The organism is Mycoplana sp. BE70, from assembly GCF_031455855.1.
GTDB lineage: Bacteria > Pseudomonadota > Alphaproteobacteria > Rhizobiales > Rhizobiaceae > Mycoplana.
The window spans coordinates 1-19,235 of sequence record NZ_JAVDTM010000008.1 but is presented as its reverse complement, the minus strand read 5'-3'; the positions used below and the strand labels follow the sequence as shown (position 1 = coordinate 19,235).

Annotated in this window: 15 protein-coding genes and 1 tRNA gene; 8 read left to right on the top strand and 8 right to left on the bottom strand. The window is 62.2% G+C overall.

Features of this window, described 5'->3' with window-relative positions:
- Positions 1 to 106: 106 nt before the first annotated feature.
- The 3 genes from J2Y48_RS15760 to J2Y48_RS15750 all read right to left on the bottom strand — a co-directional run bounded on the left by J2Y48_RS15760 (position 107) and on the right by J2Y48_RS15750 (position 3,336).
- The gene (locus tag J2Y48_RS15760) at positions 107 to 1,366 is read right to left on the bottom strand and encodes a pilus assembly protein (RefSeq protein WP_310419862.1); all 1,260 of its coding nucleotides are present in this window, start codon (positions 1,364 to 1,366) and stop codon (positions 107 to 109) included.
- A 361-nt stretch (positions 1,367 to 1,727) separates the two neighbouring features.
- Complete coding sequence (locus J2Y48_RS15755; RefSeq protein WP_310419860.1) at positions 1,728 to 2,495, bottom strand: VOC family protein; 768 nt, start codon at positions 2,493 to 2,495, stop codon at positions 1,728 to 1,730.
- Positions 2,496 to 2,616: 121 nt separating this feature from the next.
- Positions 2,617 to 3,336, bottom strand: coding sequence for a thioredoxin family protein (locus tag J2Y48_RS15750; RefSeq protein WP_310419858.1), 720 nt, complete (start codon positions 3,334 to 3,336; stop codon positions 2,617 to 2,619).
- Between the two features lie 303 nt (positions 3,337 to 3,639).
- Here J2Y48_RS15750 and J2Y48_RS15745 point away from each other — a divergent pair, with 303 nt between their 5' ends.
- Positions 3,640 to 4,707, top strand: a complete 1,068-nt coding sequence (locus J2Y48_RS15745) for an SDR family oxidoreductase (RefSeq protein WP_310419856.1) — start codon at positions 3,640 to 3,642, stop codon at positions 4,705 to 4,707.
- Between the two features lie 87 nt (positions 4,708 to 4,794).
- A complete protein-coding gene (locus J2Y48_RS15740; RefSeq protein ID WP_310419854.1) occupies positions 4,795 to 5,718 on the top strand; it encodes a glycosyltransferase family 92 protein in 924 nt (307 codons plus the stop codon).
- A gap of 105 nt (positions 5,719 to 5,823) precedes the next feature.
- Here J2Y48_RS15740 and ilvD read toward each other — a convergent pair whose 3' ends face one another.
- Positions 5,824 to 7,659, bottom strand: coding sequence for a dihydroxy-acid dehydratase (gene ilvD, locus J2Y48_RS15735; protein WP_310419852.1), 1,836 nt, complete (start codon positions 7,657 to 7,659; stop codon positions 5,824 to 5,826).
- Between the two features lie 550 nt (positions 7,660 to 8,209).
- Here ilvD and speB point away from each other — a divergent pair.
- Both speB and J2Y48_RS15725 read left to right on the top strand, forming a co-directional pair.
- Entirely contained in the window at positions 8,210 to 9,172 is a 963-nt protein-coding gene (speB, locus tag J2Y48_RS15730) for an agmatinase (RefSeq protein WP_310419850.1), read from the top strand.
- Between the two features lie 554 nt (positions 9,173 to 9,726).
- Positions 9,727 to 11,409 carry an arylsulfatase gene (locus J2Y48_RS15725; protein WP_310419848.1) on the top strand — a complete coding sequence of 561 codons (1,683 nt, stop codon included), beginning with the start codon at positions 9,727 to 9,729 and terminating at the stop codon, positions 11,407 to 11,409.
- Positions 11,410 to 11,569: 160 nt separating this feature from the next.
- Here the strand turns inward: J2Y48_RS15725 and J2Y48_RS15720 are convergent, their stop codons facing one another.
- The gene (locus J2Y48_RS15720; protein WP_310419846.1) at positions 11,570 to 11,836 is read right to left on the bottom strand and encodes a hypothetical protein; all 267 of its coding nucleotides are present in this window, start codon (positions 11,834 to 11,836) and stop codon (positions 11,570 to 11,572) included.
- Positions 11,837 to 11,982: 146 nt separating this feature from the next.
- Positions 11,983 to 13,512 carry an altronate dehydratase family protein gene (locus tag J2Y48_RS15715; RefSeq protein WP_310419844.1) on the bottom strand — a complete coding sequence of 510 codons (1,530 nt, stop codon included), beginning with the start codon at positions 13,510 to 13,512 and terminating at the stop codon, positions 11,983 to 11,985.
- Positions 13,513 to 13,717: 205 nt separating this feature from the next.
- On the opposite strand from J2Y48_RS15715, the gene J2Y48_RS15710 reads away from it, so the two are divergent.
- From J2Y48_RS15710 to J2Y48_RS15695, 4 genes are all read left to right on the top strand, one after another.
- On the top strand, positions 13,718 to 14,476 hold the full coding sequence (locus J2Y48_RS15710; RefSeq protein WP_310420339.1) for a FadR/GntR family transcriptional regulator: 759 nt from the start codon (positions 13,718 to 13,720) through the stop codon (positions 14,474 to 14,476).
- 74 nt (positions 14,477 to 14,550) lie between these two features.
- Positions 14,551 to 15,699 carry a galactonate dehydratase gene (gene dgoD / locus J2Y48_RS15705; protein ID WP_310419842.1) on the top strand — a complete coding sequence of 383 codons (1,149 nt, stop codon included), beginning with the start codon at positions 14,551 to 14,553 and terminating at the stop codon, positions 15,697 to 15,699.
- A gap of 229 nt (positions 15,700 to 15,928) precedes the next feature.
- Positions 15,929 to 17,167, top strand: coding sequence for an alpha/beta hydrolase (locus J2Y48_RS15700; RefSeq protein ID WP_310419840.1), 1,239 nt, complete (start codon positions 15,929 to 15,931; stop codon positions 17,165 to 17,167).
- Positions 17,168 to 17,587: 420 nt separating this feature from the next.
- Positions 17,588 to 17,812: a hypothetical protein gene (locus tag J2Y48_RS15695; protein ID WP_310419838.1), complete on the top strand. Its 225-nt coding sequence runs from the start codon at positions 17,588 to 17,590 to the stop codon at positions 17,810 to 17,812.
- A 147-nt stretch (positions 17,813 to 17,959) separates the two neighbouring features.
- Here the strand turns inward: J2Y48_RS15695 and J2Y48_RS15690 are convergent, their stop codons facing one another.
- Both J2Y48_RS15690 and J2Y48_RS15685 read right to left on the bottom strand, forming a co-directional pair.
- On the bottom strand, positions 17,960 to 18,328 hold the full coding sequence (locus J2Y48_RS15690; protein ID WP_310419836.1) for a hypothetical protein: 369 nt from the start codon (positions 18,326 to 18,328) through the stop codon (positions 17,960 to 17,962).
- Positions 18,329 to 18,748: 420 nt separating this feature from the next.
- Positions 18,749 to 18,823: transfer RNA gene (locus J2Y48_RS15685), tRNA-Val, on the bottom strand.
- Positions 18,824 to 19,235 lie beyond the last annotated feature (412 nt).

The window sequence follows — 19,235 nt, the reverse complement described above, 5'->3', positions numbered from 1 at the left end:
GGCATGCGGTGGGCGCAGGGGCGTTCAATCAGAAATGCCAAATCCGCCGCACCCCGGGGCGCGGCGGATTTGCAGAAGCAACAGGAACGAACCTAGATCGTCGGGTTCAGTGCGTCAGGCGGGCGATAGTCTTGGCCGCCTGTTGGCCGATCTCGATAAAGGCGGCATCCAAATCTTTGCTAGTAACAGCGGAAAAGAACTTGCCCCCTTTAGTTTCGTTTGCGCATTGCTCCAAAAAGGCTTCGGGGCCGTCTTTGGGCGCCATAAATGCAATGCTAAATATGATTATTCCTGCTTTTCCTGCTTTTTTACATACATCCAGCGTCAACACGTCGTCGTTGCTGTTATTATTGATCCCATCCGTCATGAAGACGATGTATTTTGTTGGAATCTGGCCGTTTATATTGATGTGTGTTTTGTTTTCTTTGATCAGTCCATCGCTGCCTTTTTCGGTCAGCTTGGTGTATGCAGCATTCATTGCGGCCGTCGAACTTGTGCCGCCATCGGCTTCAAGTTTGTTGACCTGCGTGCGCGCGCCATTCGTGCCCCAGGCCGTACTGGATGATGTTCTCATCGCGCTATCGTAGGATGCGGTGCCGGTGCGCACATAAGTCGAACTCGGATTTCCATCTGCTTTGTAGCTTGGATCGGCACCATTCAGGTAGTCGAACAGTAGGCCTGCAGACGTCTTGAGTTTTTCGATTTTCTTGACGTAGCAGGGGCTTTTGTTCTGATAAATTCTTTTCTGGTTATTGTTGTACTCATCGCAACTCGTCTGCTTGCTTAGTTCCGTGGTGGGCGCAAGCATCGATCCGGACTTGTCCAGCACGAGATACATGGAAAGGGCGCTCTTCGATTCCGTCGAGCTCTCAGCTGACGTATTGGCCGTGATCGCCGCCTTGTCCTTGACAAGAAGGCGCGTCAGCGGGTTCAGGTCCATGTCCGTCCTGGCGGTGACATTGATGACCCAAGACTTGCTGCTCTTGCCCGTGGCAGTCTCCTGGATATCAATGGTGGAACTGGCAAAGGAGGACGGTTCATTGCTGTCCGGATTCTTGGTGTCGGTCCCTTCGCCATCGACGTTGCCGCCGCTTCTCATCTGGGTCTCGATAAACCGCAATGCCAGGAGCTTGGCTGCGTCGACGCTGTAGCCATCGTTGGCAAGCGCCGACGCCGCTGCGAGCGCCGCCGCATCGGCGGCATCCTGCAGCCGGTTCTTCGTCATCATCATCTTGGTGACATCGATCGAGATCCCGCCGGCGCCCAGAAGCACCGGCAGCAACAGCGCCGTCATCATTCCGAAGTTGCCACGTCGGTCCCGTGCCAGGCGGGAAAGGACGCCCTGCTTTTCCGTTGCCAGTTTCATCTGTCGCCACCCCATCATCATAATGTTGGGGCGGACGGTAGCGCGGAAAAATTATTTTCCCGTTTCGGTAGTAGCTACAATTTGATCGAAACCATACCGATACTGGAATTGCAGCCGCTGTGCGCTTGTTCGCCTGTATGGAAACGGGACTCGCACTGAAAAGCGCAGCGCGAAAGTGCCACAGCCTCGATCTCGGCGGGGAGCCGGATGGCGGGGTCAGGGGAGGCGAGACGCGTGGGGGCGGGGCCTGGTTCCCACTTTCACTCTCGACCGGAACCGATGCCGTCGGGTCCGGCCGAGCTTCTCCCCGCGACGAGCCTTGGCGCGGTGCGGGGAGCTGTTGCAGTGCATTGACAAGCCGTCAGCGCTTCGGTGCGACGAGCGAGAAGTGGGCGCCCTGCGGGTCGACGCCGTTGATGATCCAGCTTCCGCCGGGGACCTCCATTGGTCCCATTACCACCTTGCCGCCGCCGGCGGTGACGCGCTCGACAGCCGCGTCGATGGCGTCGACATTGAAGTAATAGCCCCAGTAGGGCGGTGCCGGCAGGTCCTTCGGCTTCGTCATCATGCCGCCGGACGTCTGGCCATTGATCTTGAAGAGCTGGTAGACGCCCATCTCGCCCATGTCGAGCGCCTGGTCCTTTTCCCACCCGAAGAGCGAGGAATAGAAAGTCCAGGCGGTGTTCAGGTCACCGGCCATCAGTTCGTGCCAGCCGATCTGGCCGGGTGCTGCGCGATCAGCATCCTGGCTCTCTTCGCTGGTCGAGCTGAACAGGCAGAACACGGCCCCGGTCGGATCGCCGACGACGGCGAAGCGGCCGACGCCCGGGATATCGTCCGGCTGGCGATAGACCTTGCCGCCCTTCGCGGCGACCGCCTTCGCGGTCGTATCCACGTTATCGGCGTAGATGTAGCCAATCCAGCCCGGCGGCATGCCCTCGGCCTCCTTCGGTGTCGTCATCAGCCCGGCGACCATCCGGTCACCGGCGGAGAAGAGCGTGTAGGTCATGTCCGGCATGCCGGCATCCTTGGCGGTCCAGCCGACGACGGATTTGTAGAACCGCTCGGCCGCGGCCGTGTCGGTGGTCATCAGCTCATACCAGACGAATTTTCCTTGGTTCGTGGACATTGGTTCCTCCGGTTTCATTTGGCCCAACAAGCAAGTGCGGAGATAGGACGGCGCCGGCCGCAGTCAATCACGCGCGGACGGCAGCCGGCTTCCCCGACCTCCGCGGTCAGCCGCAGCAGGGCTATGCCCGCGGCGCGTCGTCGTATTCGTCGTGCCGCTTGACGAAGCTCAGCGTTCCGGTCTCGTTGCGGCCCTTCGGCGCCCGGTCGAGGACCATCAGCGTGCCGAGGATTTCTTCTCCGCCGCGCGCGTATTCCGAGTAAGTGTGGTAGACGGTGCCGTCTTCCGCGCGGAAGAAGGCGCTCATGCCCGGCAGTTCGTCATGAGCGTCGGCCGAGGGTGTCTCGCGGTAGTTGTAGAAAACCTTACCGCCCGCCAGCTCCTCCTTGGTGAAGGAGACCTGGTAGTCGAAGTTGAAGTCGCTGCCGTACGAGGAGTACCACGGGAACTCCCACCCCATCCGCTTTTTGTAGGCCCCGATCTTGTCGAGCGGCGCCCGCGAGACGCAGATGAAGGTCACGTCGTGATGATTCAGATGCGGCAGCATGCCGTCGATGTGGTCGGCCACGAAGGAGCAGCCGGGACATCCTGCTTTCCAGTCCGGCCCGTACATGAAGTGATAGACCATCAACTGGCTGCGGCCGTCGAAGAGGTCGGCCAGCGTCTTTTTTCCCTCGGGCGTGTCGAACGTGTAGGGCTTGTCAACCTTGACCCAGGGCAGGGCCAGGCGTTCGGCGCGCACCTTGTCGCGCAGTTTCGTTTCTTCCTTCTCCATGGCCAGAAGCGCCTTGCGGGCCTCGAGCCATTCGTCGCGGGAGACGATGTCGTGGTTTGGTCTCATGCACGTAACTCCTCTTTACCGCGTTCGACGTCAGGGTTGATATTAACGTTCAGTGGACGTGCCACGTTCCACGATGCAGGCGATTTCGCAGCTTCGAATTGTTGACGAAGCATGGGACAGCATTCCGACAGCGCTATGTCGAAAAACGCAATTTTTCGCGCGGCGCTGCGATCGTTCGCGAGAAAGCCAAGGGCTTGCCTGCAGTCACTGCTTTGTGGCAATTGACGCTACGGTTGATTTTCCGGATATGTTGCTCGCCGCCAGGTTACGTGCATCAGGCCCGCCAACACGGAGAAAGCGGCAATGGCGTGGCGGGGCTTGCTGGACCGTGCTGCGCTCGATCTCGAGCGGAGTGCATTGGTGAGCTTCAAGTGGATAGACCAGAGGGAGGTCTCGGAAGACCGGAATATCCTCATCACCGGTGGTGCCGGCTTTCTCGGTTCGCATTTGGCCGAGCTCCTTGCTTCCCGCGGCAACCATGTTTTTTGCCTCGACAATATCCACACCGGACGCTGTGAAAATTTCGCCAATCTGGAGGCGAGCGCTCGTCTGACCGTTGTCCGGCACGACATCATCGACGGCATTCCCGACACCCTTCCGGCGTTCAGCGAAATCTACAACTTCGCCTGTGCGGCGTCGCCGGTCCACTATCAGGCCGATCCGGTCTCGACCGCGCTCGTCAATTCCACCGGTGTCTGGAACGTCCTTCGTAGGGCCGAACGGGACGGCGCGCGCGTCTTCCAGGCCTCCACCTCGGAGGTCTATGGCGACCCGCACGTCCATCCGCAACGCGAGGATTATTGGGGCAATGTGAACTCCATCGGGCCGCGCGCCTGCTACGACGAAGGGAAGCGCTTCGCCGAGACGCTGTGCACCGATTTTGCCAGGGCACGCGGCCTGACGCTGAGGATGGCACGGATCTTCAACACCTACGGGCCTAGGATGCGTTGGGACGACGGCCGCGTGGTGTCGAACTTCATTGTGCAGGCACTGCTCGGCCAGCCGCTGACGCTCTACGGTGACGGAACGCAGACCCGATCCTTCTGTTACGTCGACGATCTGGTCCGCGGCATCGACCGGTTGATGCAGAGCCCGACCGCCGAGGGGCCGGTCAATCTCGGTAATCCCGTCGAGTTCACCATAGAAGAGCTTGCCCGGCTGGTTCTCGACATCACGGGCTCCAACTCCCCGATCATTCGCCTGCCGCTGCCGACCGACGATCCCAGACGACGCAGGCCGGATATCGGCAAGGCGACCCGGCTGCTGGACTGGCAGCCGGAAACCGCATTGAGGGACGGTCTTGTCAAGTCGGTCGAATACTTCAGGGGCGAACTTGGTCGGCACCCCGCTGGCATCAATGCGGCCGAATGACAGGATCTCCAACTCAGCCATGACTTCCGGAAGCAACCATCCACGGCGTTCCGCCGCCATCGACAACGCTTTCGCCGGGGGCAGGGCATGAGTTGGTTTCGATGGAAGAAGAAGGGCATCATCGCCCTCTCATTTGCACCGCCGGCGCCGAAACCGGGCCGGCACGGCATCGCTATCGTGGCCTGCGTCAAGAACGAGGCGGCCTATATCGCCGAATGGCTGCGTTTCCACAGGGCGGTCGGCATCCGCCATTTCATTCTCTACGATCATGGATCAACCGATGAAACGGCCGAAGAGATCCGCCGCGCGCTGCCGCCCGAGGCCTTCACGCTGCTGCCTTGGAGCGGTGGTGTTGTCGCACCGAAGCTGGACCGGCTGATCGACTGGCAGGTCGTGGCCTTCGCCCACGCCATCCAGAACTTTGGTGGCGACTATCGACACATGGCGTTCATTGATGCCGATGAGTTTCTCTTGCCGAAACAGGGATCGACGGTCGAGGAAGCGCTCGCTGCGACCGGCGGCTTTCCGAATGTGGCCCTGCCCTGGCACATGTTCGGCACGAGCGGGCACAAGACGAAACCGGACGCCCCGGTGACGGTCAGCTACACGATGCGCAGCGCGGACCCGATGAGCCGGCTGAAGCACGCGAGCAATTTCAAATGCATCGTCGATCCGTGCGAGGTGGTCCAGGCCAGCGTTCACAGTTTCAAGACGCGCTCATACGGCAACATCGCCTGCAATGACGCCGGCAAACGGGCTGCGGGCAAGGAGCGCGAACAGCCGGGCTTCTACTCCAATGCCTTCCTGCAACTGAACCACTACTACAGCAAGTCGGAAGAGGAGTTCGCGGCGAAGCTGGCGCGCGGCGCGATCTACACGCTGACCAGCAAGCTGATTACCGATCGAATGACCACGACCATCCGCAATATCCAGCTGTCCCAGGTCGAGGACCGCGCCATGGCGGATTTCGTCGAGCGTCGCGGCATCGCTTTGGGGGACGGCGCGGGTTGAATTCGGCCCACATGGGGTTTTGGTTGCAACTGCTTCGCCTATGAAGAAAGGGCAGCTGAGTTTCCTCAACTGCCCTTCGAATGCATCTGAAATCACCGACGACGATTACTCCGGCAGGATGCGCACGGCGCCGAGGTCGGCGGAGCTGGCGAAGGCGGCGTAGGCCTTCAGCGCCGTCGTGACGTTGCGCTTGCGCGGCTGCGCCGGCTTCCAGCCGAGCTTGTCCTGTTCGGCGCGGCGGGCGGCGAGTTCGGTTTCCGACACCGCCAGGTTGATCGTGCGGTTCGGGATGTCGATCTCGATGATATCGCCCTGACGCACGAGGCCAATCGCGCCGCCCTGCGCCGCTTCCGGCGAGGCGTGGCCGATCGAGAGCCCCGAGGTGCCGCCGGAGAAGCGGCCGTCGGTGACGAGCGCGCAGGCCTTGCCCAGCCCCTTCGACTTCAGGTAGCTCGTCGGATAGAGCATTTCCTGCATGCCGGGGCCGCCCTTGGGGCCTTCGTAGCGGATGACGACCACGTCGCCGGCCTTGACCTCGCCGCCGAGAATGCCCTTGACCGCCGCGTCCTGGCTTTCGAAGACGACGGCGGGGCCGGTGAACTTCAGGATCGATTCATCAACGCCTGCGGTCTTCACGATGCAGCCGTCGAGCGCGATATTGCCCTTCAGCACCGCCAGCCCGCCGTCCTTGGAGAACGGGTGCTCGACCGAGCGGATGACACCGTTCTCGCCGTCGGCGTCGAGTTCGTCCCAGCGGGCTTCCTGCGAGAACGCAACCTGCGTCGGGATGCCGCCCGGTGCCGCGCGAAAGAAGGTGCGCACCGTCTCGCTGTTGGTGCGGGTGATGTCCCAGCGGTCGATGGCGTCGCCAAGGGTCGCGGCATGCACGGTCGGGCTGTCGCGGTGGATCAGGCCGCCGCGCTCGAGTTCGCCGAGGATGCGCATGATGCCGCCGGCGCGGTGGACGTCCTCCATGTGCACGTCGGCCTTGGCAGGCGCGACCTTGGAGAGGCACGGCACCTTGCGCGACAGCTGGTCGATGTCGTCGAGCGTGAAGTCGATCCCGCCCTCGTACGCCGCCGCCAGGATGTGCAGCACGGTGTTGGTCGAACCGCCCATGGCGATATCGAGCGACATGGCGTTCTCGAAAGCCTTCTTGTTGGCGACGTTGCGCGGCAGCACGCTCTCGTCGTCCTGCTCGTAGTAGCGGCGGGCGAGGTCGACGATCAGGTGGCCGGCCTCGACGAACAGGCGCTTGCGGTCGGCGTGGGTGGCGAGCGTCGAGCCGTTGCCGGGCAGCGACAGGCCGAGTGCCTCGGTCAGACAGTTCATCGAGTTGGCGGTGAACATGCCCGAGCACGAGCCGCAGGTCGGGCAGGCGGAGCGCTCGATCGCCTTGACGTCCTCATCGGAGACGCTGTCGTCGGCAGCGGCGACCATGGCGTCGACGAGGTCGAGCGCCTGGGTCTTGCCGTGCAGCACGACCTTGCCGGCCTCCATCGGGCCGCCTGAGACGAAGACGGACGGGATGTTGAGGCGCATGGCGGCATTCAACATGCCGGGGGTGATCTTGTCGCAGTTGGAGATGCAGACCATGGCGTCGGCGCAGTGCGCGTTGACCATGTACTCGACGCTGTCGGCAATGATCTCGCGCGAAGGCAGCGAATAGAGCATGCCGTCGTGGCCCATAGCGATACCGTCGTCGACGGCGATCGTGTTGAACTCCTTGGCGACGCCGCCGGCGGCTTCGATCTCGCGGGCGACCAGCTGGCCGAGGTCCTTCAGGTGCACGTGGCCCGGCACGAACTGGGTAAACGAGTTCACCACCGCGATAATTGGCTTACCGAAATCCGAATCCTTCATGCCGGTAGCGCGCCAGAGGCCGCGGGCGCCGGCCATGTTGCGGCCGTGGGTGGTGGTTCGGGAGCGATAGGCTGGCATCGATGGTTCCTCACTTCCAGTCGGGCAGGGATTGGCAGCCGGGCACGAATCCGCGGCGTGCGCGCCGCCATTCCTGCCGGGTCAGGGGTTCCCTATCGCAAATCCCCCGCCGCGTCACGAAAGGAATGACATTATTTGCGCCGCAACGCGGAATTTCCTGTCGCAGGCGGCGGTCAGTGACCGTTGTCGGCAGGAGCCATTCGTGGGACTATCGCGGGGCGAGTGATGCGATGGCAAGGAGGGGACGCCGACAGCGCAGCAGAGGCGCTCGGGCGTCACATCGCAATTTCGCTACTGAAGGTGATCGGGCGGGTGGCGGCATTTCGCCAGACGCATCGGCCGGAGGTACGGGTGTGTTCGAGTGAGATCGGGTAGGGGCGGTGGCGGACGAAATGCCGTTCCCTGACGTCGGCTCGTTGTGACAAACGAAAGGTTGTCGTTGACAGCTGCCCCTATTTGAATAGCGTGGGACGAAGCCGAGAAACGGAGGCTGCCAACAGGCAAATCATTGTCGGTGTCGGCCGGTCGACATCTCCAGAGGAGATGTCCGTTGTCCGGAATCGAATCATCGTCCATCATTACATCCGAGCAGACTTTCACCACCGCGCGGACATTTCTGCGCGTTCCCATTGCCGATAGCGCCGCAGGCGCTGATGTTGCCTTCCTTGGCATCCCATTTGATCTCGCCACGTCAAACCGTCCGGGTACACGATTGGGACCAGGCGCCATTCGCGCCGCCTCAGGGCAGCTTGCAGAATTGCCATCTTACCCCGGTGGCTTCGACCCGCTTCAATATGTGAAGGCCGTGGATCTTGGCGACGTGCTTCTCCATTACGGAGACTCGCAATCCATCCCTGGAACAATCGAAGCCGCTGCGGCCGAAGTAATCGCGACCGGCGCAACTCTCTTCGGCCTTGGGGGTGACCATTTCATCTCTTACCCCTTGCTCAAAGCGACTGCGGCGCATCACGGCAAGCTGGCCCTGATCCAGTTTGACGCGCACACAGACACTTGGCGCGACTCCAAAGCGGCGCCGGGGCAGTTGGTCATGGATCACGGCACGATGTTCCGCGCCGCCGTCGAGCACGGTATCATCGATCCTACAAGGTCGATCCAAGTTGGTATCCGCACGTGGGTCGACGATCCAATGGGCATCACCATCCTTGACAATATCGCTTGTGAGGACGCCACACCCGAGGCTATCGCGGCGGCCATCTGGAAGACCGTGGGCGAAGGCCCATGCTACCTGACGGTCGATATAGACTGCCTTGATCCGGCTTATGCGCCCGGAACGGGAACGCCTGTCGTCGGCGGTCTTGCGCCGCTAAAACTGCTGCGTATCCTGCGCGCGCTCTCCACCATCGACATTGTCGGCTGCGATGTCGTGGAGGTTTCGCCGCCCTTCGACGTGGCCGGCATTACTGCGTTGAATGCCGCAACGGTCATGTATGAGCAGGTATGCCGGGTAGCCCGCAGAAAAGGCGCCATCGACCAGAGTTACGCGATGGCCTAGCGCGCATGTTGCGCGCAACGTCATGCATAGAAACAAGGACCTAAAGCGCGTCGCGTTAATGCGTTTGAACGCGATGCGCTTCAGGGCGTTGCCTGGAGGGCTGGTCCCGGAAATGCAGATGCCGCTCCTTCGTGCTGCCGGGAAGGCTTCACTCTACTTCCTTCCCGAAGCCGTCGCGAGAACCGGAAGATGCCGTAGCCGACCACCTCGGTTCTCGGTATCGGATGCATCGACCGGGAGGGGCCCGGGGGTATGTGATCGAGATGCGGCGGCGGTGGAGGTGCGGAGCCGCCGCACCGCGAGGGTTTCAATGAAACAACGCTGACGGGAATGACTGAATATGCTATACAGGCTGCCGGTGACGACCAGTATTGTCGCCCCTGAAGGAATTTGATCCTCAAGCCGTCAGCATTCCGATGAGCGCATAGCGAAGCGTTCATTGATACCTGTAAGAGCATACATTGTCGGTCGTTTTTCTACTCCGGTGCCAAGTCTCCGGTGAGTGGGTGCATGCGCTTTCCTTTGCCTTAGCAGCCTCAAGAGGAGCGTGAACCATGAATGTCATGCAGAAGCTATATGTTGGACTGCTATCATCAGCACTCGCCACAATTGTCGCGGCGCCCGCCGTAGCGCAGGAGCCGGCGAAACCCAACATCGTCGTGATCATGGGCGACGACGTGGGCTGGTTCAATCTCGGGGCCTATCACCGCGGGATCATGTCCGGAAAGACACCGAACCTCGACAAGCTGGCCTCAGAGGGCATGATGTTCACCGACTACTATGCCGAAGCGAGCTGCACCGCCGGGCGGGCGAGCTTCATCACCGGCGAGATCCCGCTGCGCACCGGATTGACGACGGTCGGCCAGGCGGGTGCGGACGTCGGCATGCCCGACAAGGCGGCCACCATCGCCTCTGCCCTGAAGGTGCAGGGCTACGCGACCGGCCAGTTCGGCAAGAACCACCTCGGCGACCTCAACAAGTATCTGCCGACGCTGCATGGCTTCGATGAATTTTTTGGATATCTGTATCACCTCGATGCGATGTCTGACCCGTACTGGTATTCGTTCCCGAACGACCAGTCCTACCGCGACAAGGTCGGCCCCAGAAATCTGGTGCATAGCTTCGCGTCGGATACTGACGACACCTCCGAGATGCCGCGTTGGGGCAAGATCGGCAAGCAACGGATTGTCGACGAAGGTCCGCTGGCGCCATACCCGGACATGACCAATGTGCCCAACATGCACGACATCATGCCCAAGGCCAAATACGACATGACCACCTTCGACGAGGTGCTGGTCAAGGCTTCCTGCGACTTCATGGACAAGGCCAAGACGGACGGCAAACCATTCTTCCTCTGGCACAACACGACGCGCATGCACGTCTGGACCTTCCTGTCACCCAAATACCAGGCGCTCATGAACAGCGACACCAACTACGGGCTTGAGGAAGCCGGCATTGCCCAGCTCGACGATAGCGTAGGCGCCCTCATGAAGTGCATTGCGGATTCGGGTGAAGCCGACAACACCATCGTCATCTTCACCACCGACAACGGCGCGGAAGTGTTCACCTGGCCCGACGGCGGCATGACGCCGTTCAAGGGAACAAAGGGAACCGTGATGGAAGGTGGCTTCCGCGCGCCCGCCATCATCCGCTGGCCGGGCAAGGTCAAGGCCGGCGCGGTCGAGAACGGCATCTTCTCGGCGCTGGACTGGTTCCCGACGCTGCTTGCAGCGGCAGGAAACCCGGACATCACCGGCCAGTTGCTGAAGGGCGTGCAACTCGGTGATCGTACCTACAAGAACCACCTCGACGGCTATAATCAGATGGACCTGCTGACCGGGAAAGGGCCGTCGGCGCGCCAGGAGTTCTTCTACTTCGGGGGCCCGCAGCTCGGTGCCATTCGGATCGGTGACTTCAAATTCCAGTTCTATCAGCAGCCGGAAGGGTGGCCCGGAGCGAAGGTGACGACCGACATGCCCACCATGGTCAATATTCGCCAGGATCCCTTCGAAAGAACGCCGTCGATCGGCGGCCAGAGCCTCAATGATCTGGGTGGCGGCTACATGAACGACTTCTATGCTCGAGAGTTCTGGCGGTTCGTCTCCGTGCAGGATGAGGTTAAGAAACTGGCCCTTACCGCGGTCGATTACCCGCCCATGCAGGACCCGGCCTCCTTCAACCTCGATGCCGTCAAGAAGCAGATTGACGACGCGATCAAGAACAAGCCGGGGAATTAGCTGAGCGTCGATGCGGGTGGCCGTTCAGCCACCCGCCATACTCCCAATTTCCGGGGGATCATTTGAGCCAGAAACCGACGTTGCCCAAAGGCCCACCCGCCGTCCGATCCTGTTGCGGATGGACGTGAGACCGCAAAGGTCGCGGCACACTGCTGAAACATTACGACTCGACGAGGATCACCAGGGATTCCGGCACCACGCCGTCAAAGGCCATCGCCTCGGCAGCGGCGTTGCTCTGCATGGCCTTTTCGAGGGCGTCCATGTCCGGGACGTCCATCAGTATGGCCACGCGGGTTGGATCTCGCGGGTCGACGAAAGTCCGAACGCTCTTTATGCCAAGTTGGCCAAAAAACTCCGTGCGCTTCGGTGAGTTGAGCCAGTGTTGCGCGCCTTTGGTGATGTTGTGGTGGGCAATAATCGTCGGCATTGAATCGTCCCTCCAGTATCGTGGACGTTCTCAGTCAACCGCTGGTGCTGAGAGCCTTTCGCGTTGACCACGGAACGCCCTGACAGCCGGGCTGTCAAGCATCGCCGTGCAACGATTTGCAGCCTGTCTCCCCTCCCAAGGGGCCGTCACGTGATCGCGCCGACCTGCCAGGGCACGAACTCGTTGTCGCCGTAGTCGAAGACTTCGCTGGCGGTCTTTCTGCCCGAAGCTGTGTCGATGACGAATTCGAAGATGCGGCGGCCGGCCTGTTCGATCGTCTCGGTGCCGTCGACGATCGTGCCGCAGTTGATGTCCATGTCCTCCCTGATGTGCTCGTACATGGGCGTGTTGGTGGCGATCTTGATGCAGGGAGCGGGCTTGTAGCCGGAGACCGAGCCGCGGCCGGTGGTGAACGCGACAAGGTTGCAGCCGCCGGCGATCTGGCCGGTGACGGCGGCGGGGTCATAACCGGGCGTGTCCATGAAGACGAAGCCGCTTTCCTTTACCTCTTCCGCATATTCATAGACGGCGTTGAGCGGCATCGAGCCGCCCTTGGCGACGGCGCCGAGCGACTTTTCCAGGATGGTCGTCAGGCCGCCGGCCTTGTTGCCGTGCGAGGGGTTGTTGTTCAGTTCGGCATCGTTCCTCGCCGTGTACTCGCGCCACCAGTCGATGCGCGACAGAAGCTTCTCGGCCACTTCTGGCCGGGCGGCGCGGCGGGTGAGCAGGTGCTCGGCGCCGTAGATCTCCGGCGTTTCCGAAAGGACGGTGGTCGCCCCTTCCTTGACCAGAAGATCGGAGGCGATGCCGAGTGCGGGGTTCGCGGAGATGCCGGAATAGCCGTCCGAGCCGCCGCATTCGAGCGCCAGCTTGATGCCGGACAGCGGCTGCGGCGTGCGGCGGATCGCGCTCACGTCGGGCAGCATGTCGTCGATCATTTCGCAGGCGGCCTCGATCGTCTTGCGCGTGCCGCCCTGGTTCTGGATCATCATGGTGCGAAAGGTCTTGCCTTCCTCCAAGCCCGCCTCCTCGACCAGCGGGCCGTACTGGAACGTCTCGCAGCCAAGCCCGATCATCAGGATGCCGCCGAAGTTCGGATTCTTCGCGTAGCCCTTGAAGGTGCGGGTGAGGATGCGGCCGCCCTCGGATTTCAGGTTCAGTGCGCAGCCGCCACCGTAGGTCAGCGCCACGACGCCGTCGATATTGTCGCGGCCGATCTCGCGGAATTTTCGCGCATAGTGCTCGGCGACGTAGCGCGAGACCGTGGCGGAACAGTTCACCGTCGAGAGGATGCCGATAAAGTTGCGCGTGCCGATGCGGCCGTTGCCGCGGTCATAGCCGTCGAAAGTCCGGCGGTCAGCCTCCGGCACCAACCTAGGCGGGGCATTGTCGACGCAGAATTCGTGCCTCAGCGCGACGTCGTGGATCGCAAGGTTCTGCAGGTGGACGTGCTCACCCGGTCGGATCGGCCGCGTCGCATGGCCGATGATCTGCCCGTACTTCAGCACCGGCGCGCCTTCTGCGATTGGCGCAAGGGCCACCTTGTGGCCGCGCGGTATCCGTTCGGCGGCGACCACACCATTCAACAGTGGGCGCCCGGCATCGAGATTGGCAGGCACCACGCCGACATTGTCTTTGGGGTTGAGGACGAGGACGGCTGGCAATTCGGCTGGCATCGCACACTCCTGCAGCACGGATCGGCGCATTATGCACAATGCCGGCAAAATCGACAGCGTTGCAGGCGCCCCGCAGTCAGAACGTAATTCATCATACACTAGACGACTATTGTATGATGAATTACGTTGCGACAGGATGCGGCCGGAGTGATCGGGCGGTGATTTGGAGCGGGGTAGGGTGGCTAGGAAGAGCGGACAGTTCGAGATTGACGGCAGGGCGGCGGGCGAGGCGCAGCAGGTCAGGCGTCCGCGCGTGCAGAAGAACGTTACCGCGGCCATCGGCCTCGACATTTGTTCCGAGCGCTACCCCGTCGGCAGCGTGATGCCGAAGGAAAACGATCTGTGCGACCTGTATGGCGTCAGCCGCACGGTGATCCGCGAAACACTGAAGGTTCTCGCCACCAAGGGGCTCGTCCATAGCCGCCCGCGCGTCGGCACGGTGGTCTGTGCGAAAGCGGAATGGAACATTCTCGACGCGCAGGTCCTCGAATGGATGGGGCCGCGTATCCAGGAGCTCGATCTTCTCGGCTGCATCCTCGAGACGCGCCGCACCGTCGAGCCGGTCGCTGCCGAATTCGCGGCCGAGCGCGCCACCGCCCAGGAGATCGCCGACCTGGAAGCCGCCTGGGTGCGCATGCGTGACGCTGATGCCGACGGCGACACAGAGGCCTTTACCCGCGCCGACGTGCAGTTCCACGAGATCCTGCTGAAGGCTAGCCACAACCTAGTGTTCCATCAACTCGCCGCCATCATCCATGCAGCGCTGAGGTATTCGCTGCATCGCTCCAACGAGGTCGTCGATCGCCGCGACGAGGCGCTGGACGTCCATCGCCAACTGGTCGAGGCGCTGCGCCTGCGCGACAAGGAGGCGGCCCGCGCCTGCTCGCACCGGATGCTTGACCTGGCCGCCCGCGACCTGGCACCGGCGATGCGCCAGCGCGGCCAGGCGCCCGAAACTCCGTGAACATAAGCCCGTGAACTGGCGGCCAAGCCGACAGCCCAAGCACTCCAACCCTCCTTCGAACGGACCTCGCGACCATGAAGATCACCAAGCTCACCACCTACATCGTCCCGCCGCGCTGGCTGTTCCTGAAGATCGAGACCGACGAGGGCATCACCGGCTGGGGCGAACCGGTCGTCGAGGGGCGCGCGCTGACGGTCGAGGCGGCCGTGCATGAGCTTGCCGATTATCTCGTCGGCAAGGACCCGATGCTGATCGAGGACCATTGGCAGGTGATGTATCGCGGCGGCTTCTATCGCGGCGGCGCGGTGCACATGTCGGCACTCGCCGGCATCGACCAGGCGCTGTGGGACATCAAGGGCAAGGCCTATGGCCAGCCGATCCACGCACTGCTCGGCGGCCAGTGCCGCGACCGCATCAAGGTCTATTCCTGGATCGGCGGCGACCGGCCTTCCGACGTCGCCAACAACGCCAGGGAGGTCGTCGCCCGCGGCTTCAAGGCGATCAAGCTCAACGGCTGCGAGGAGATGCAGATCGTCGATACCTGGGACAAGGTGGAGAAGGCGGTCGAGACGATCGCTACCATCCGTGAGGCGGTCGGCCCGCACATCGGCATCGGCGTCGATTTCCACGGCCGCGTCCACAAGCCGATGGCCAAGGTGCTGGCGAAGGAACTCGAGCCCTACAAGCTGATGTTCATCGAGGAGCCAGTGCTCTCCGAAAACCGGGAGACGCTGAAGGAGATCGCCAACCACTGCTCGACGCCGATCGCCCTCGGTGAGCGCCTCTATTCGCGCTGGGACTTCAAGTCGGTGCTGTCGGACGGCTATGTTGACATCATCCAGCCGGACCTGTCCCATGCCGGCGGCATTACCGAATGCCGCAAGATCGCGGCGATGGCGGAGGCCTACGACGTGGCGCTGGCGCCGCATTGCCCGCTCGGCCCGATCGCGCTCGCCGCCTGCCTGCAGGTCGACGCCGTCGCCTACAACGCCTTCATCCAGGAACAGAGCCTCGGCATCCACTACAATCAGGGCAACGACATTCTCGACTACATCGCCAACAAGGATGTGTTCCACTACGCCGACGGCTTTGTCTCGATCCCGCAAGGCCCCGGCCTCGGCATCGAGGTGGACGAGGCCTATGTGATTGAGCGCGCCAAGGAAGGCCATCGCTGGCGCAATCCGGTCTGGCGGCATGCCGACGGCAGCGTCGCCGAGTGGTGAGGCGAGCGCGCGGCGACACTAGCGGGGCGACGGCGGTGCCCGCGCCGCACCTGTGTCTGAAACGCAGCGGTGTGCGGCGCTAATGGTGCCGAGTGATGCCCGGGCCGCGATATCTGATTGCCTGCCTGGGTAACGCCCGTTAATTCTTGTATGGGGATGCGGCCGTTCCGCTGGCAAGCGGAGGTCGAGGAGGTCGCCATCGTGCGGCAAAATCAGGGGGAGTGCCGGAATGCGTTGTGCGTGGCATGTAGCAGTCGTCCTGTCTCTTTCGGTGGCTCTGGCGGCTTGTGGCGGCAAGAAGGGCTACATGACGCCGATCGCCGAGACCGCCCCCGTGCCGGGCACCTCGACCGTTGACATGCTGGTCGCGACCACGCGCCTGCCCTCCGGCGACCCGAATACGCTCTTTTCCGGCGAACGCAGCGCCCATCCCTATCTGACCGATATTGCCGTCTCGATCCCGCCCGCCAGCAAGCGCAAGGTCGGCTCCGTCCAGTGGCCGACGAAGATGCCGCCCGATCCGGCGACGGATTTCGCGGTCTTGCGGGTGGAGCAACTGTCGTCGATCGAAGCCGGCGAGGGGTGGTTCCGCGCGCACAACCGGAACGGCCATGTGATGGTCTTCGTGCATGGCTTCAACAACCGCTACGAGGACGCCGTCTTCCGCTTTGCCCAGATCGTCCACGATTCGAAAGCGGACGTGACGCCGGTCCTGTTCACCTGGCCCTCGCGTGCCAGGGTGTTCGACTATAACTATGACAAGGAGAGCACGAACTACTCGCGCAGCGGCCTGGAGCGGCTGCTGCACGTGCTCCAGGACGACAAGGGCGTCAAGGACATCACCATCCTCGCCCATTCGATGGGCACGTGGCTGGCGATGGAATCCCTGCGGCAGATGTCGATCCGCGACGGCCGGGTCGCGCCGAAAATCGAGAATGTCGTTCTCGCCTCGCCCGATATCGACATCGACGTCTTCGCGCGGCAATGGTCGGAACTCGGCGGCAAGAAACCGAATTTCACCATCTTTGTCGCCCAGGACGACAAGGCGCTCGCCCTGTCGCGGTTCATCTCGGGCGACATACAGCGGCTCGGCCAGATCAACCCGGCTGATGAGCCCTACCGCGCGCAGTTCGAAAAGGCCGGCATCACGGTCGTCGATCTGACCAAGGTGAAGTCCGGCGATCGCCTCGCGCATGGCAAATTCGCCGAGAGCCCGCAGATCGTTCAGTTGATCGGCGAGCGGCTCGTCAACGGCCAGACGCTGACGGATTCGAACATATCGCTCGGCGAGGGCATTACCGCGGTGGTCGCCGGAACCACGGGCGGGATCGGCAGGATCGCGGCGACGACGGTTGCAACGCCCATCGACCTGCTGACGCTGACGCCGCAGCAGCAACGGATCGGCGGCGGTCCGGACCGCGCGCTGGTCTTCGACCAGGCGGAGCAGCCGGCCGCGCCGGCGCGGTAAAGCACTCCGGCTTTGCGGAGATTGCCAGCCGAAAAGCCATGAGACGCCCCCATTTGGGATTGCCGCACCGTGCGGGGACGCGCCGGGACGCATGTCGACGCCGTTCGTGCCATCCCCACGCCCGTTGGATTTGCGCACAATGCCGACGTCCATAAGTGTGCAGCGGTTTCGGGATATAGACGCGGAGCGAACAAAGACTCGAAGCAGAGCGCGCGGATCCTACGCGATCGGGTTGGCACGAACGAATCCTGTGGGTCCGGCTATCGGCGCTGCGTTTCGCTTCGACCTTGAGCGCTGACAGGGGCCGACAATCGGTTGCATTAACGCCAAGTTCCCACATTTTTGTGGTAATGTGTGTGAAGTTGTGTATATCATAAACACATAAAGCAGCCGACAAAGTCACGCGCAAAGGGGAATTCCATGGCTCGAACGCCGGAGGAATGGGGGGCGCTGCTTGGCAGTACCCTGGCGAAGATGCAGGCTACCGATCCGAATTTTCTGTTGCCGGCCATGTCGCCGGACTGCTGCCGCATCATCACCGACACGATCGCCGTCATCATCGCCGAGGCTCGCTCGCAGGGGCGCGACGACGCTTTGCGCGGCCGGTCACGCCCGATCGCCGCCAACGATCGTCTCTGCGCCTGATCTGCGGTCCGCAGGCACCAGTTTGCCCGGCAGGGATGGGGCATCACAAAAGGTTTCACGAGATCGGCCCAAGGCGTTCGACGTGCGGGAATGAGTATCGCGTTACCCCGTCGAAGCCTTGGTGCCGAGCCTTTCGTGAAAAAGCGCTCAATCCGGCTTCGTTTGTCGTTCAGTGGGTTGCGCGGTCAGGCGGCCGCGCGAGCGGGAGCGGTTGGCATTCGCCAGCCGTTGGCGCGCTTCCTTCAGTTCGTCGTGGGAAAAGAGCGCCTGAAAGTCCGGCTGCAACATCGTCGCCTCCATCGAAAGCTCCGTCCTGCCGAGGTCGACGAGGCGCTCCAGCCCGGTCGTGCCCGGCTTGAAGATCAGTTCCTTGGCTGCGGCGACGCCGCCGTTCAAAATCACGTAGCGCCGGAACAGCACCGGCCGGAAGCCGAGCGCGGCGCAGGCGTCGTAGAGCGCCAGCATCGCCTGGTGAAACTGATCTTCGGGGCGGCTGCCGGTCGAGCCTCGTTTCATGGATCTCATTTTCTGGCGACCTTGCGCGAAAAGACAAAGGGGCAACGGTTATCCGCGAAAGCTTGAACGCGAGTGGCGGCCTTTCGTCAACCGACCGTGAGCACATCGATGCCGGCGCTCGTCCTTCTCCAGAGACGACCGCCGGCGTCGGTATCAGAGACCGAAGCCTGCCTTGCGCGTGGGTCAGGCTGAGGTCGCGCTGATCGAAAAGCCGGCCTTGCCGTCGCCGCCGGCTTTGGTTGAGGATGTTGGCCGCAGCGATATCGCTTTCGGAAACCGAAGCAGGGTGGGAGCGAACGGTCGGATGCGCTGCAACAGCGAACAGTAAATCCAATCCAGCGGGGCCGTTAGTCCGCCGAAAAGCCCCTGAAACGGAAAAATCCGCCGAAGCGGATTTCTCAACGTTTTCAGAGAATTGGATGGTGGGCGTGACAGGGATTGAACCTGTGACCCCTACGATGTCAACGTAGTGCTCTCCCGCTGAGCTACACGCCCATCCGATGTGGGCGCATAGACCAAAAAAGCGGCGCGGCGTCAATAGCATTTGTGAGGCTTTTTTCATTGTCATCCGGCGATTTCCCGCAAGCTCCGGATTTCCGCGGCTCGCGGCTCCAAAATGCCGGGTGGATAAAATGGGGATCGCACTCTTTGCCGGAAAATGGCACCCTGTTCCCATGTTGACGCTTTGGGAGGGGCGTTGCCGGATTCGCAGAAATGGCACTGGTGGAGGGCGCCGCCGTCGTTTGCGTTCCTCTTTCCATCCGGCAGTATCGTGCGTCCATCCCAGGGTGTCCTCAGGTGGAGGACCTGACCATGTATACAGCCGGAATGAGCTTCGGGCTCGGCGAGGACATCGAGGCGCTACGGGAGACCGTGCGCCGCTTCGCCACCGAACGGATCGCGCCGA

Bases quoted from the DNA above. Each gene is read 5' to 3' on its own strand.
- J2Y48_RS15760 (WP_310419862.1), bottom strand. From the start codon at position 1,366: ATGAAACTGGCAACGGAAAAGCAGGGCGTCCTTTCCCGCCTGGCACGG.
- J2Y48_RS15755 (WP_310419860.1), bottom strand. From the start codon at position 2,495: ATGTCCACGAACCAAGGAAAATTCGTCTGGTATGAGCTGATGACCACC.
- J2Y48_RS15750 (WP_310419858.1), bottom strand. From the start codon at position 3,336: ATGAGACCAAACCACGACATCGTCTCCCGCGACGAATGGCTCGAGGCC.
- J2Y48_RS15745 (WP_310419856.1), top strand. From the start codon at position 3,640: ATGGCGTGGCGGGGCTTGCTGGACCGTGCTGCGCTCGATCTCGAGCGG.
- J2Y48_RS15740 (WP_310419854.1), top strand. From the start codon at position 4,795: ATGAGTTGGTTTCGATGGAAGAAGAAGGGCATCATCGCCCTCTCATTT.
- ilvD (WP_310419852.1), bottom strand. From the start codon at position 7,659: ATGCCAGCCTATCGCTCCCGAACCACCACCCACGGCCGCAACATGGCC.
- J2Y48_RS15725 (WP_310419848.1), top strand. From the start codon at position 9,727: ATGAATGTCATGCAGAAGCTATATGTTGGACTGCTATCATCAGCACTC.
- J2Y48_RS15720 (WP_310419846.1), bottom strand. From the start codon at position 11,836: ATGCCGACGATTATTGCCCACCACAACATCACCAAAGGCGCGCAACAC.
- J2Y48_RS15715 (WP_310419844.1), bottom strand. From the start codon at position 13,512: ATGCCAGCCGAATTGCCAGCCGTCCTCGTCCTCAACCCCAAAGACAAT.
- dgoD (WP_310419842.1), top strand. From the start codon at position 14,551: ATGAAGATCACCAAGCTCACCACCTACATCGTCCCGCCGCGCTGGCTG.
- J2Y48_RS15700 (WP_310419840.1), top strand. From the start codon at position 15,929: ATGCGTTGTGCGTGGCATGTAGCAGTCGTCCTGTCTCTTTCGGTGGCT.
- J2Y48_RS15695 (WP_310419838.1), top strand. From the start codon at position 17,588: ATGGCTCGAACGCCGGAGGAATGGGGGGCGCTGCTTGGCAGTACCCTG.
- J2Y48_RS15690 (WP_310419836.1), bottom strand. From the start codon at position 18,328: ATGAAACGAGGCTCGACCGGCAGCCGCCCCGAAGATCAGTTTCACCAG.